Source organism: Pseudomonas fragi, assembly GCF_002269505.1.
Classification (GTDB): domain Bacteria; phylum Pseudomonadota; class Gammaproteobacteria; order Pseudomonadales; family Pseudomonadaceae; genus Aquipseudomonas; species Aquipseudomonas fragi_D.
This window is the reverse complement of the sequence record NZ_NQKQ01000028.1, coordinates 16,182-28,891: the sequence shown is the minus strand read 5'-3', so window position 1 is coordinate 28,891 and position 12,710 is coordinate 16,182. Positions and strand designations below refer to the sequence as shown.

Annotated in this window: 10 protein-coding genes; 2 read left to right on the top strand and 8 right to left on the bottom strand. The window is 58.9% G+C overall.

What is annotated here, in order from left to right:
* The first annotated feature begins 37 nt into the window (after positions 1-37).
* Together CJU81_RS19905 and CJU81_RS19900 are read left to right on the top strand one after the other, a co-directional pair.
* Entirely contained in the window at positions 38-1,429 is a 1,392-nt protein-coding gene (locus CJU81_RS19905) for an MFS transporter (protein ID WP_095037960.1), read from the top strand.
* A 9-nt stretch (positions 1,430-1,438) separates the two neighbouring features.
* A complete protein-coding gene (locus CJU81_RS19900; protein ID WP_095037959.1) occupies positions 1,439-1,963 on the top strand; it encodes a single-stranded DNA-binding protein in 525 nt (174 codons plus the stop codon).
* Positions 1,964-2,085: 122 nt separating this feature from the next.
* On the opposite strand, the gene CJU81_RS19895 is transcribed toward CJU81_RS19900, so the two are convergent.
* The 8 genes from CJU81_RS19895 to CJU81_RS24165 all read right to left on the bottom strand — a co-directional run bounded on the left by CJU81_RS19895 (position 2,086) and on the right by CJU81_RS24165 (position 12,677).
* Positions 2,086-3,663, bottom strand: a complete 1,578-nt coding sequence (locus CJU81_RS19895) for an aldehyde dehydrogenase (NADP(+)) (RefSeq protein ID WP_095037973.1) — start codon at positions 3,661-3,663, stop codon at positions 2,086-2,088.
* A 70-nt stretch (positions 3,664-3,733) separates the two neighbouring features.
* On the bottom strand, positions 3,734-5,173 hold the full coding sequence (locus tag CJU81_RS19890) for an FAD-binding oxidoreductase (RefSeq protein ID WP_095037958.1): 1,440 nt from the start codon (positions 5,171-5,173) through the stop codon (positions 3,734-3,736).
* Complete coding sequence (locus tag CJU81_RS19885; RefSeq protein WP_095037957.1) at positions 5,170-5,712, bottom strand: permease; 543 nt, start codon at positions 5,710-5,712, stop codon at positions 5,170-5,172. Before CJU81_RS19885 ends, CJU81_RS19890 begins: the two co-directional genes overlap by 4 nt.
* A 47-nt stretch (positions 5,713-5,759) precedes the next feature.
* Positions 5,760-6,851, bottom strand: a complete 1,092-nt coding sequence (locus tag CJU81_RS19880; RefSeq protein ID WP_095037956.1) for an ABC transporter permease — start codon at positions 6,849-6,851, stop codon at positions 5,760-5,762.
* Positions 6,844-7,848: an ATP-binding cassette domain-containing protein gene (locus tag CJU81_RS19875; RefSeq protein ID WP_217902766.1), complete on the bottom strand. Its 1,005-nt coding sequence runs from the start codon at positions 7,846-7,848 to the stop codon at positions 6,844-6,846. Before CJU81_RS19875 ends, CJU81_RS19880 begins: the two co-directional genes overlap by 8 nt.
* Positions 7,849-7,850: 2 nt before the next feature.
* Positions 7,851-8,873, bottom strand: a complete 1,023-nt coding sequence (locus CJU81_RS19870) for a TauD/TfdA family dioxygenase (protein ID WP_176464882.1) — start codon at positions 8,871-8,873, stop codon at positions 7,851-7,853.
* A gap of 63 nt (positions 8,874-8,936) precedes the next feature.
* The gene (locus CJU81_RS19865) at positions 8,937-9,599 is read right to left on the bottom strand and encodes a class I SAM-dependent methyltransferase (protein ID WP_095037954.1); all 663 of its coding nucleotides are present in this window, start codon (positions 9,597-9,599) and stop codon (positions 8,937-8,939) included.
* A gap of 75 nt (positions 9,600-9,674) precedes the next feature.
* The gene (locus CJU81_RS24165) at positions 9,675-12,677 is read right to left on the bottom strand and encodes a citrate/2-methylcitrate synthase (RefSeq protein WP_217902765.1); all 3,003 of its coding nucleotides are present in this window, start codon (positions 12,675-12,677) and stop codon (positions 9,675-9,677) included.
* Positions 12,678-12,710 lie beyond the last annotated feature (33 nt).

Sequence of the window (12,710 nt, the reverse complement as noted above, 5' to 3'; positions counted from 1 at the left end):
CTGATAGAATCGCCGCCGGTTCACATGAGGTTTTTCCATGCACGATCCCCACAGCGAACGCATGAGCAGCGGCGAGACCCGGGCAGCAAGCGGTCTGGCCCTTGTGTTCGCCTTCCGTATGCTGGGCATGTTTATGGTGTTGCCGGTGTTGGCAACCTATGGGATGGACCTTGCCGGTGCAACGCCCGCCCTGATTGGTCTGGCAATTGGCGCTTATGGCCTGACCCAAGCCATTTTTCAGATCCCGTTTGGTGTTATTTCAGACCGTATCGGGCGGCGCCCGGTGATCTACCTGGGGTTGATCGTTTTTGCTCTGGGCAGTGTGCTGGCGGCCAATTCCGATTCGATCTGGGGCGTTATTGCGGGACGTATCCTGCAAGGCGCAGGGGCGATTTCAGCAGCTGTCATGGCGCTGTTGTCGGACCTTACCCGTGAACAGCATCGCACCAAGGCGATGGCCATGATCGGCATGACCATCGGGTTGTCATTTGCTGTTGCAATGGTCGTGGGGCCGTTGCTGACCCGTGCATTCGGGTTATCCGGTCTGTTTCTGGCCACGGGGGCAATGGCACTGTGCGGGATCGTGATCGTGATGTTCATGGTGCCGCGTTCCACCGGGACCTTGCAGCATCGTGAGTCCGGTGTGGCGAAGCAGGCTTTGCTGCCGACCTTGCGTCACCCCGATCTGTTGCGCCTGGACCTTGGCATTTTTGTGTTGCACGCCATGTTGATGTCGAGCTTCATTGCCTTGCCGCTGGCGCTGGTCGAAAAGGCCGGTTTGCCCAAGGAGCAGCATTGGTGGGTGTACCTGACGGCCTTGCTGATTTCTTTTTTCGCCATGATTCCGTTCATCATCTACGGCGAAAAGAAACGCAAAATGAAACGAGTTTTACTCGGCGCCGTCATTACGTTGATGCTCACTGAGCTATTCTTCTGGAAGTTCGGCGACAGCTTGCGGGCGTTGGTGATCGGCACCGTGGTGTTTTTCACCGCGTTCAACCTGTTGGAGGCTTCACTGCCTTCGCTGATCAGCAAAGTTTCACCCGCAGGCGGCAAGGGCACGGCAATGGGGGTTTATTCCACCAGCCAATTCCTCGGTTCGGCACTGGGCGGCATACTCGGCGGCTGGTTGTTCCAGCATGGCGGTTTGTCGGTTGTGTTCCTTGGATGCGCAGGTCTGGCTGCACTCTGGCTGGCCTTTGCTGTTACCATGCGCGAACCACCGTACGTAACAAGCCTGCGCCTGCCGTTATCACCCGAGGCGCTGCGCGAAGCAGGTCTGGCTGAGCGTTTAAAGGCAGTCAATGGCGTTACAGATGCAGTGATCGTGACTGAAGAGTCTGCGATTTATATCAAATTGGACACCGAACTATTGGATCGCGCGACACTCGAGCAGTTGGTTAACCCAGCGCCGACGTGCGAAGCCTAGGAGAACGTTATGGCCCGTGGGGTTAACAAAGTTATATTGGTCGGCACATGCGGCCAGGATCCCGAAGTTCGCTACTTGCCTAACGGTAATGCCGTGACCAACCTGAGTCTGGCAACCAGCGAACAATGGACTGACAAGCAAACCGGCCAGAAAGTCGAAAAGACTGAATGGCACCGTGTATCGATGTTCGGCAAAGTTGCCGAAATCGCTGGTGAATACCTGCGCAAGGGTTCGCAGGTGTACATCGAAGGCAAGCTGCAAACCCGTGAATGGGAAAAAGACGGTATCAAGCGTTACACCACAGAAATCGTGGTCGACATGCAAGGCACCATGCAGCTGCTGGGTGGCCGTCCACAGGGCGACCAGCAAAACCAGGGTGGTGGCAACAACTACCAGCAGCCTCAGCAGTCTGCTCCGCGTCAGCAGGCTCAACGCCCTGCACCGCAACAACAGCAGTCGCGTCCAGCGCCACAGCAGCAGGCTCCACAGCCAGCTCCGGATTTCGACAGCTTTGATGACGATATCCCGTTCTGATAATTACCTGTGACATTCAGGTAAAGATTCAGATGAAAAGCCCCTGTATAGGGGCTTTTTTTATGGCTTTGCGTCGTGTTTTTTTAACGTTGAAGTGTTGTTCTCATCAGGAACATTTCGACTCAGGCAAGCACACATTGACCATTGACCGTGCGCCACAGTTCTAGCGGGTTGCCATCCTGTAGCGCAGCCGGCATCAAGGCCGCAGGCAGGTCCTGATAGCACACCGGCCGCAAGAACCTGTCGATGGCACTGGCGCCGACTGAGCTACTGCGACTGTCCGAACTGGCCGGGAACGGGCCTCCATGCACCATCGCGTGAGTGACCTCGACGTTGTTCGGATAACCATTCACCAAGATGCGGCCGGCCTTGCGCTCAAGGACGGGCAGCAGTTTTCTGGCCAGCGCATGATCAGCGTCATCCAGTTGCAGGGTCGCCGTCAGCTGTCCAGACAGGTGCTCGGCGACCGCCAGCATTTCATCTTCATTCTTGCAGGCGACTATCAGCGAGCTGGGGCCGAATATTTCGTCGCTCAGTCGTTCTGTCGTCAGAAAGGTGGCTGCATCCGTTACGAACACTGTGGCTTGCGCTGTACAGGGTTTTTCTGCAGGGCAACCTTGCCCCAGCGTCGTAACACCGTTGGTCTTGCCTGTCTCTTCAATTCCGGCGAGGTAGGCATGATGAATGCCCGGCGTCAGCATGGTTGCTGCCGCCTTTTTGCACAGGGCGTCCTGGGCCGTGTTGTAAAACTGGGTCAGAGGCAAGCCTTCCATAGCAATCACCAAGCCCGGATTGGTGCACAGTTGCCCGGCACTCATCGTCAGAGCTTCAACGAATCCACGACCGATTTCGCTGGCGCGCATCGACAGCGCATGGGGCAACAGGAACACGGGATTGATGCAGCTCATTTCGGCGTATACCGGAATCGGTTCGCTGCGTTGCGCCGCTGTACGCATTAGCGCCAGGCCGCCTTGACGCGAACCGGTGAAGGCGACTGCCTTGATCGCGGGATGGCTGACCAGGGTCTGGCCGAACGGGTTACCGTCACCTATAAGCAGGGAAAACACGCCCTCTGGCAAGTTGTGGGCAGCGGCTGCCTGTTGAATCACCTGACCGACCAGCTCCGAAGTACCGAGATGAGCTTCGTGTGCCTTGACCACTATCGGGCAGCCAGCGGCCAGGGCTGCGGCGCTATCGCCGCCCGCAACCGAAAACGCCAGGGGAAAATTGCTTGCACCAAATACAGCCACCGGGCCGAGGGCGATCTTGTGCAATCTCAGGTCGGGGCGAGAAGGCAGGCGCGCCGGCAAAGCACAGTCCAGGGTGGCGCCGAGATAGTGGCCGTCACGCAACACTTGCGCAAACAGCCGCAACTGGCTCACGGTGCGGCCCCGTTCGATGATCAGGCGCGCGGCAGGCAAGCCTGATTCGAGAGACGCGCGCCCGATCAGCGTGACCCCCAACGCCAGGATGCCCGTGGCGATCGCTTCCAGGAACTGGGCACGCTGCTCTGCCGTGGTCGCGCGATAGCGGTCGCAGGCTTGCTGCGCCAGCATGCAGGCCTGATCGATGTCAGCGATATCGCCGACGCCGAAGTCGGGACTGAGCTTTTCATGGGTGGCAGGGTTGATTGCAGACAGCGATCCGTTGTCGCCACGCACTGCCGACTGGCCGATGAGCATTTTGCCGGTAATCATGATGTTTCCTATCGCTTGCTGTGCCATCGTCAGGCCCGATTTTCTTGGAATTGAACTGCGCAGGCGGTTCGTTCTATGTATAGCGGTAGCGGCCCAGTACAGCTTGCGGGTCCATTAACTGCTGCATGGCCCTGCTGATTTCCTGCACCTCAGGGGGCGTGTACTTGCTGTAATAAGCTGCATTTATAGGCCCGACGCCATGCTCGGCACTGAAGCAGCCGCCGTTTTCGGACACCCGCTTATAAATGCCGCTACGCACTGCGACTCGCTTGGCGATGCCGTACTGGGGGATATGCGCGTGCGGGACAAGCACAATCAAATGGCAGCCACCGTCGGCAAAGTGGCCGAAATCGTACAGCTGCAGCAACGGATGTTCCTGCGCTAGCCACTGTGCAGCCTGATCTCGGAAAGCCACCAATTGTGAGCGCGAAAACGCCACGTCGAACGAGAGTGGAATACCTTCCTTGGCGATGGCCAACGGCAGGTTGTCTCGCAGCGGCCAAAAGCTGTGGGTATTGCCCAGTACGGCGTCGAGAATCCGGCCGCTTTCATACAGTTCTTCCAGCACCTGTTCGGTGCGTTGCGCAAAAAGCGTGTGCAAGCCGGGCATGCTGCTGGCGATCTCGATCAAGGCATAACAGCTGGCCGGCGATTGGCCGAACGGGTGGCGCAGGGTGGGGAAGTTGCGCAACGTAATGGCGAGCGCCGCTTCGGATATCACTTCGAACGCGCACAGCAGGTCGCCAAAGTGATGTTCGAAAGCCTCCAGCACCTTCAGCGCTGTCGCGTGGTCAGGCAAGGCGACAAAAACGCTTTGCGTCGATTGGTCGATGCGCTGGAGCTCCAGGGTCGCCGCCGTAATGATCCCGAATGCACCGCCGGTGCCGACAAACAACTGCTTGAGATCAAGCCCGGTATTGTTCTTGCGCAAGGGAGCCAGTAGCTGCACCACCGTGCCGTCGCCATCGGCCAGTACCACTTCGATGCCGAGCAGGTTATGACGCACGTCGCCATGCTTGAGCAAGCGGCTGCCGCCGGCATTGGCGCCAATCAGTCCGCCTATCGCCGGGTCGCTGCCGACATCAATAGGAAAATGCAGCGAGTGGGTTTCCAGTTGACGGTTCAGTTCTGACAAGAGCGCGCCCGCTTCGACAATCACCGTGCGGTTCAAGGGATCAATTTCGCGCACTCGGCGGATGCGCGACAAGGAAACAATCACTTGCGTGCCGGAGTTGTCAGTGACGGCGCCGCCCACCAATCCGCTGCGGTTGCCTTGGGCGACCAGCCGTATGCGATGGCGCACCGCGATGCGCATCAGCGCGCTGACCGCGTCAGTATCACGCGGGAGGACGACCGCCGCCGCTTTGCCACGGCACTGCGCGACGTCGATTTCATAGGGTGCACAGGCCGCTCCGGTCAGCAGCGACGCCTGCCCCAGCACTTCAGTGACTTCGGCCAGAAATGCGTGGAGTCCCGAGGCTTGTCGGTCCACGGTAGGTTCCAGGTCGCTCATGGCGTCGCAACCATGCGTTTGAGCAATTGGCTGCGAACGAGCACCAGTGCAACGACCGGCAACACACCTCCCAGCAACGTGTTATGGCGAAAAACCAGCGACACCGCGACTGCGATGGCAGCACCCATCAGCAACATCACAGAGAGTTTTCGGACCAAAGCATGATCGCTGCTGGTTTCGCCGATGAAACCGAGGGGAGAAAGCCGGGTGGCCCCCATGCCAATTACGAACACGCACGCCAGCACGGGTGCAGCGCCTAGCTCCTGCCCCCACACTTGCAACGCTGCGGTAGAAACCGAAGCCAACAGGGCGCCAATCATCAGGTACAGGTCGACGCCCATTGCGATCCAATGCCCAGGGCGGTAATTGAACAGCCAAAACAAGTGCGCAATGCTGAGAATACCGCTCACCACATACGCGGTCTCCCAGCGCACGCCTGCTTCACCGGGGCCGAAACGGCCATACAAGAGGAACACGATGACCGGAATGAATGCGCTGGCATTCGACAAATAGGCACGGCCTAGCTTGCGGATAGACATGCTGGTTTCCTTGAATAGAGATGCAATGAAATGCCCGGGTCGGGGGCTTAACTTTTGTGCCAGCGGAACATGAAGGTCGCGGCGGTGAGGAACAATGCGGTCCAGCCTGCCAGGGCCAATAAGGGCAGCCACAGCGAAGGCAGGGGCGCACCGTCGAGCATCACTTGGCGCAGTACCGAGACAAACTGGTTGATCGGAATCACCGAGAGAATGCTTTTGATCCAGGCTGGCGCATCGTTCAACGGGATGGTCAGGTTGCCGAAGAACAGGGCCGGGTAATGGATCAGATGGCACAGCAATTCGGTTTCTTTTATCGAGGCGGTACGACTGGCCAGCAGGGTGCCGAGGCACAGCAACATGACGCCGCCCAGCACAATGACCGGCAACGCACGCAAGGTCTGCACACTCCACAGCGAGATGTCGATGCCGTATCCATACCGCGCCACCAGCAACAAGGAACCCACCGAAATCAGCATCATGACTACCCGCGACAAGAGGATAGAGGCCAGAAAAACCAGCTTCGGGACTGGAAAGCAGGCGTAGATCTTGAGGGCGTTGTGCTCACGCAAGCTGGCAATCGATAAGGCGGTGGACATGATGCCGAGTGACATCAAACAGATGACCAAAATGCCGGTGGTAAAAAACTGGCCGTAGTCGAAGGGCTTGGCGCCAGAGGCCGTGTCTTCGAAATGCACCAGGTCTGTCGAGACAATGCCGCGCTCGGCCGCCGCACACCTGACCGCAGCAATCTCGATCACGCGCGCTGCGGCACGTACCGCGAGCTGGCCGTTGAAGTCATAGCGTACTTGCAACGGGCCCTCGCCTGCGGGGAAGACGATGCGGACCGTGTCTGCTGCGATGGCGGCAGTGTTGCTGACGGTTGAAAAATCGGCCTTTACGGGATCACCGCCAGCAAATGCCTGCTGGATCGCCAACTTGCAGCTGGTGTCCGAGCTGGTCTGGGCGCCAGACTCCAGGAACTCGACATTGACCGTGCCGAGTGAGCCACGATGACCGAAAGCCATCAGCATCACGGTCAGCAGCAGGATAGGAAAGGCCAGCGCCCAGAACAGCGCCGACTTGCTGCGAAAAAACCCCAGCAGCTCGTTGCGCGTCAATATCGCCAGTACGCTAAGCATCCTGTTCTCCCTGAGCGCAGAGGTGCAACATGTCGCGGTAATGGGTGGGGCCGAACTCAAAGTGCTGGAATGCAACATTGCCGATCAGGCGACGTATCGATTGGTCCAGTTCCTGCGTGCCATAGACGCTGATTTCATTGTTTGATGGCATCGACAACCGCAGCGTGGCGCTTTCGCGTTCCAGCTGGTGGTAGATGGCCTTGAGATGATCACTGTCGTCCAGCTGCAGATAGGCATGGAAGGCGCCAACCAAGCGGTTCTTCAGTGATTCTTTATCCCCTCGATACTCAACCCCGCCTTTGCACACCCACACCACATCGCTGGCGGTATCCAGTTCTTCCACTGAGTGGCAAATCATAATGATGGTCAGGTCAGCCAGGTCGTACCGCAGCAGGTGCGCGACCCGCTCGATGTAAGCGCGGTCAAGCCCGGTAAAGGGTTCATCAAGTACGACAAGCTCCGGATGGTGGGCCAGCGCCACGAACAAATCGAGCCGCTGTTTCTGGCCGCGTGACAGTGCCCGGTAGGGCAGTTTGCGCAGCGTTTCGATATCCAGTGCCTGCGCCACCTGCGAGTCTTGCTTGCCGTACAGGGCCTGATGCAAGTCGAGGATTTCCCTGACATTCGACGAGTCTTCATATTCGACCCGCTGCAATTGCACCCCCAGCCGCTTGCGGTGGCGGGTGCTTTGCAGAAAACGAGCCGCCGCAACCCCAAGAATCTGCGCCTCTTCCAGATGCGCCTGACGGAACCCGAGCAAGGCTTCGATCAGGGTGGTCTTGCCGGCGCCATTGGGGCCGATGATGGCGGTATGCCGACCGCGTTGAAAATGCAGATCGCGGACCTCGAAGCGGAAATCGCCAGCGCTGACCCGGATCAGTTTGGCTGCCATCGCATAGGGTTCATCAGTGCGCGTGGGTGCCAACTGCATCTCACGATGCAGGGCAGGTTCGGACAGCCCGTGTTTTTCGCCCGTCAGAAGGATTTGACTGTTCATGTTCAATCGAACAACGCGACTTGGACATCGCGTTGACCTTTGAAGGGATTGCGGCCATGGGCAACGGCAATGTTATCGATCAACAGCATGTCGCCGCTGTGCCAAGGAAAGGCAATCTCCTGTGCCTCCAATGCGTCGTATATCGGAGCGATTTCATCCTCCGAGATCGGCGTGCCATCGCCCAGCCGCACATCGTAAGGGCGTGCCGGTTTGTCCTGATAGGCGTGCTGGATGTAGGCGTAACCGGGCTTGCCGAGGGAGCGGGCGTTGTTATGTTGGGTCGACAGCTGATTGAACCAGATGGATTCGCCCGTCAACGGATGTTTCAAAACGGCGTCACCGGTATGCGACACCGTGAGGCTGCCGTCTTCGAGCCATTGGAAATCGAGGTGTGTATCGCGGCACAGCTGTTCTACTTGCTGCGGATCATCGGTCAGAAACGCCTCATCCCAGGGCCGGTGGTATTCACGCATATGGGTGTTGCGAGGTTCATTCTCCGGCGTACTGGGTGCCCGGAAGTTACGCACATACTGGATGCGCGCAGCGCTGAAGCGCTCGATCAGTTGGGTTGGCAGACGGCGGGTGACGGCTCGCATGTCGCACAGTATGGTTTCGCCGCCTTCCAGGGAGGGCTGTTTGCAAAAGAAGGCGAGTTTCTGTGGATAGTGCGCCATGTAGGCCTTTTCCTGATGCAGGCCGATTTTCAGGGTGGGCGGGATGCGGGTCGATTCGTAGACTCTGCCCTCGATGTTCTTGCGGGGCGTGGCGCCGCCGATATAACCGAACGCATGCTCAGGATAGTGTTGCGCAATAGCCTGAAAGTCCGAGTTACCGCGCAATGCAAAACCACGGAACAACAGGCAACTGAACGCCAGCAGCATGCTGTCGAAAATCGACAGGTGTTGGCGATACCACGTCGCAAAAGCCTCGCTGTCATCGCTTAGCCTGCTGTCGACAGGCGTTATGACGAGCGGCATGCGCTCAGGTGACAGAAAGCCACACTGTACCTGCGAGCGACCCAGCATTCCCTGAAAGTGCTCAAGCTGATCTGTACGTTGATCCATAGCCTTTACCCCGCAAGTTGCTTATCAAGCCAGCAAAGGCTTTTTAATGAGGATTTCGAAACCCAGTGCGCCCATGCCGGAACTGGGGCTGGTCACCACCGTGCAATGGTCAAGACCCGCTTCGATGACCAGCTCGCGCGCTTCTTGCAGGGTGACCTTTTCTTCAACATGGGTCGGTGGATAGCCCACCGAAGCGCGCATTTGAGTGAATTTCTCCAGCAACTCGGGGGCGACGTCGCGGCGCATGTCGTGCACCAGACCGACTCCGCCCGGCTGCAGTACGCGGTACATCTCGGTCAGGCTTTTCACCTTGTCCGGTAAGTGGTGCAAGGTGGCGCGGCTGACCGCCATGGTCAGGCTGTTATCCGCGAAGGGCAGGTCCAGGGCGTCGCCCACTTTAAGTTCGATGGTGTCGCTCAGGCCCAGCGCTTCGATACGCGGCCGGCCGCCTTCGAGCATGGTTTCGTCCAGATCGAGGCCGATGAAATGCCAGCCTTTCAATACCGGGTCGGCCGCCAGACGCACCGGGACCACGACTGTAGCGGTGCCGATATCGACCAGAGCGCCGGGCGCCAGGTCGCGGGCAATCTGGCGGATGCGGGTGACGAACATCACGTCCCAGGGTTCCAGTGCTTGCGAGGCAAAACGATCGTACTCGTCGGCAGGGCGCAGGTTTTTCAATAACATGTGTCAATTCCCGTATGAAATGGCGTTACAAGGATTCAGCGTTGGCATTGCAAGGGCGGTTTGCGTCTGGCTGTCCTACAGCCAGCCGACTGGAACGGTGGCCAATAACGTGCGCGCGGCTTTGCTGCTGACGCCGAACGCAGGACGATCACGCCGCTCTATGGCATGCGCGACCATGGCCGCAACCCGGCCACACAGGCCCAGGCCGACACTCCAGCGGGCTTGCGTCACGCCGAGATCGAGCAGGGTCGCGGCGGTGATGAAATCAATATTCGGACGCAGGCCTTTACGCTCCAGAACGTGGGCACAAACGACGTCGAAAATCTCCAGGTAGCGCGCTCCGAAACCCCATTCTGCAAACAGGGTTCTGATATGCGGTGGTCGTGGGTCCTGCACAAACAGCGGATGGCCGAAACCGAACAACAGGTTGCCGGGCTGATCCAGCGCGTGGTCGACCGCCTGGCGTATGTCCGCATGGCTGGCGTGCGCACTGATGGTCTTGAGCCAGGTCGTGGCTTCTTCTGCTGCGCCGACATGTTTAGGGCCGCTGGCCATGAAACCGGCCGCCACGGCCTGCGCAAGGGTGACGCCGGTGCCGATGGCGGTACGGGGTACCAGCACCGTTGGCGTGATGTAGCCGAACCCGGCGTGCCAGGCCACCAACAGGGCGTCAACGACACGAATGGATAAGGCGTCGATGTGGGGCGCGCCCATTGCAGCCAGCATGCCCTCGGCGTGCTGGATCGGTGCTGCGCCGGGGGCTTCATAACCGAGCGCTGCTTGCAGAAAGTGCGGCGTTGAGGCAACGCTGACCAAGCCCTGGATAAAATCCGGGTGCGTGGGTAAACCGCGCACGGTCGCTTCGCTCAGAGCGATAGTTTCCAGCGCGGCCAAATCGCCGAGAAGGCCGCAGGCGGCGGCTTGAACGATGCCGGCACCGCTGGCGGCCACGGCTTCGATGCCACGTCTATAAGTTGGCTCCTGCGACAGATGGCCAGCGATGTGCACCAGAACGGCGTCAATGGCTTGGCTCTGTGTAGCAGACGGCAGATTGCCAAACCACGCCAGCCATAGCGCGGTGGGGAAGTCGACGATGCCGATCAAGTCATTGAGGTTGCGCCCCCTGACCCACAAGCCTTCATTGGGCTCAAGCGTGGCGCCGTCGATATTGGTGCCGCGATACAGGGTGCGCGGTCCGCCAAACAGGCTCTGCGGCGGTGGGGGTACGAGCGTGTCGGCCTGTACCAGCTCATCCAGCGCAATGCTGCAGTGGGCGACCAGCAAATTTTCTATGGTCTGTGCGTGTTGCGTGACAGTCGGCAGAATGTTGGCGAAAAAATACTGTGCGGTCTTGACCTTGCCACGGTAAAAAGCGGCTTCTTCTGCACCCAGTGGCTGGCGCAACTGGCGCTCTGCCAGGCAGGCCGACTCAAGCAAGACCCAGGCGCTGGCGGTGAGGCCGAGCATTTCCAGGAACCGGGTGAAGAACTGGCTGGTTTCGTGTGTGCGACCTGCACGCACCTGCTCATTGATCAGTGCAAGCGCCTGTTCAACGGCGATCATGGCGTTTTCCAGCACCGGGAAGTGGCCTTGCAGTTCAGTGCCGACCCCCATTTTGCTGCTCAAGAAGGCATCCAGCTCTTCGCGCAGAAACTTGATCAGGCGTGAGTTTCTGCCAAATCCCAGCTTGTCGCGTACCAGGTCCTGGGACTGGATATAGTTGGTGCCTTCCCAGATCGACAGGATTTTCACGTCGCGGGCATTTTGCTCGACAGGGTAAGCATCGGTATAACCGACGCCGCCATGCACTTGGATCGCCAGCTCGCAGATTTTCCAGGCCTGGTCCGAGACGAAAGCCTTGCATATCGGTGTGAACAGCAGCACCAGCTTGCGGTATTTTTCGACCTGAGCTTCGTCCAGTACCGGCTCGGCTTCCAGGGCAAACGCCTGGGTCGAGGCGCCGGTCAATTTGCCGAGCAGCCCACGGCAGCCCTCTACCCGCGCCTTCATTTCCAGCAACATGCGCTGTACGTCGGCGTGTTCGATAATGGGCACAGCGGGGGCGCTGGCATCGGACGTGCGACTGATAGCCCGTCCCTGCAATCGTTTGCCGGCGAAATCGGCTGAATGCAAGTAGGCGCTGGAAGCCAGACCCAGGCCGATAATCGCCGTGCTCATACGCGCCTGATTCATCAAGGGCACCAGTTGCAGCAACCCGGCATTTTTGCGATCGCCCAGCAGCACGGCGCGGGTGGTGCCGCTTCGACCAAACACCAGTTGGGTGTTGGCGCAGCCCTTCAACCCCATTTTGCGCAGCAATGACGTGCACTCGACATGGTTGTCTTCCAGCTCTCCGGTTTCTGGATTGGGCCAGAAGCGCGGCACTAGCAGGCAGGAAAGCGAGTACGAGGTCGAGGTCGCGCTATTGATGCGGCCCAGGACAAAGTAAACGGTGTTTTCGGTCAGCGTATGCATCCCGGCCGAGATGTAGACTTTTTCGCCGGTGACGGCGTATTCGCCGTTTTCAAGTGGCTTTGCGAGGGTGGTGACAGCCGTCAGGTCGCTGCCCGCCTGCTGCTCGGTGGCGCAGAAACACGCGTCCCAGTCGTAGTGCTGAAGCTTGCGCAGGTACGTTGCCTTTTGCGCGGCGGTACCGTGCAGCTTCAACAGTTTGATGGCCGGAAAATTGAAGCCGCCGTAGGTCATGAACGCCGGGTTGGCGCCCATGAACATTTCCTGGATGGTCTGCCGGATCAGGGGTGGCAAGGCCGGTTGCTGCGATTCACTGTCGATGCCCAGTACCTGAATCCACTCATCCTTATAGCGCTGCCAGAGTCCGTGAAACTCTTTGGGGATTTCGACTGTGCCGTTTTCCAGCAAGCGGCATTCCTGCCGATCGGAGGCTTGATAGGCCTTGCCTAACTCATAAGCGAACGCCCTGGCGCGCTCCAGCAAGGCATCGTAGTAGGCACGACTCTTGTCGTTAAACGGCGCCCGAGCGAGAAACGTCTGGTCGGTTTTATGCAGTTCCCACAAAAAAAAGCGAAGCTCACGCAGGCTGACTTTATAAGCAGACATAGGTTTTCCTGATTAATAAGCGGTTTGCATCTG

Coding starts and splice junctions, on each gene's coding strand:
- CJU81_RS19905 (WP_095037960.1), top strand. CDS start 38: ATGCACGATCCCCACAGCGAACGCATGAGCAGCGGCGAGACCCGGGCA.
- CJU81_RS19900 (WP_095037959.1), top strand. CDS start 1,439: ATGGCCCGTGGGGTTAACAAAGTTATATTGGTCGGCACATGCGGCCAG.
- CJU81_RS19890 (WP_095037958.1), bottom strand. CDS start 5,173: ATGAGCGACCTGGAACCTACCGTGGACCGACAAGCCTCGGGACTCCAC.
- CJU81_RS19885 (WP_095037957.1), bottom strand. CDS start 5,712: ATGTCTATCCGCAAGCTAGGCCGTGCCTATTTGTCGAATGCCAGCGCA.
- CJU81_RS19880 (WP_095037956.1), bottom strand. CDS start 6,851: ATGCTTAGCGTACTGGCGATATTGACGCGCAACGAGCTGCTGGGGTTT.
- CJU81_RS19875 (WP_217902766.1), bottom strand. CDS start 7,848: ATGAACAGTCAAATCCTTCTGACGGGCGAAAAACACGGGCTGTCCGAA.
- CJU81_RS19870 (WP_176464882.1), bottom strand. CDS start 8,873: ATGCTGGGTCGCTCGCAGGTACAGTGTGGCTTTCTGTCACCTGAGCGC.
- CJU81_RS19865 (WP_095037954.1), bottom strand. CDS start 9,599: ATGTTATTGAAAAACCTGCGCCCTGCCGACGAGTACGATCGTTTTGCC.
- CJU81_RS24165 (WP_217902765.1), bottom strand. CDS start 12,677: ATGTCTGCTTATAAAGTCAGCCTGCGTGAGCTTCGCTTTTTTTTGTGG.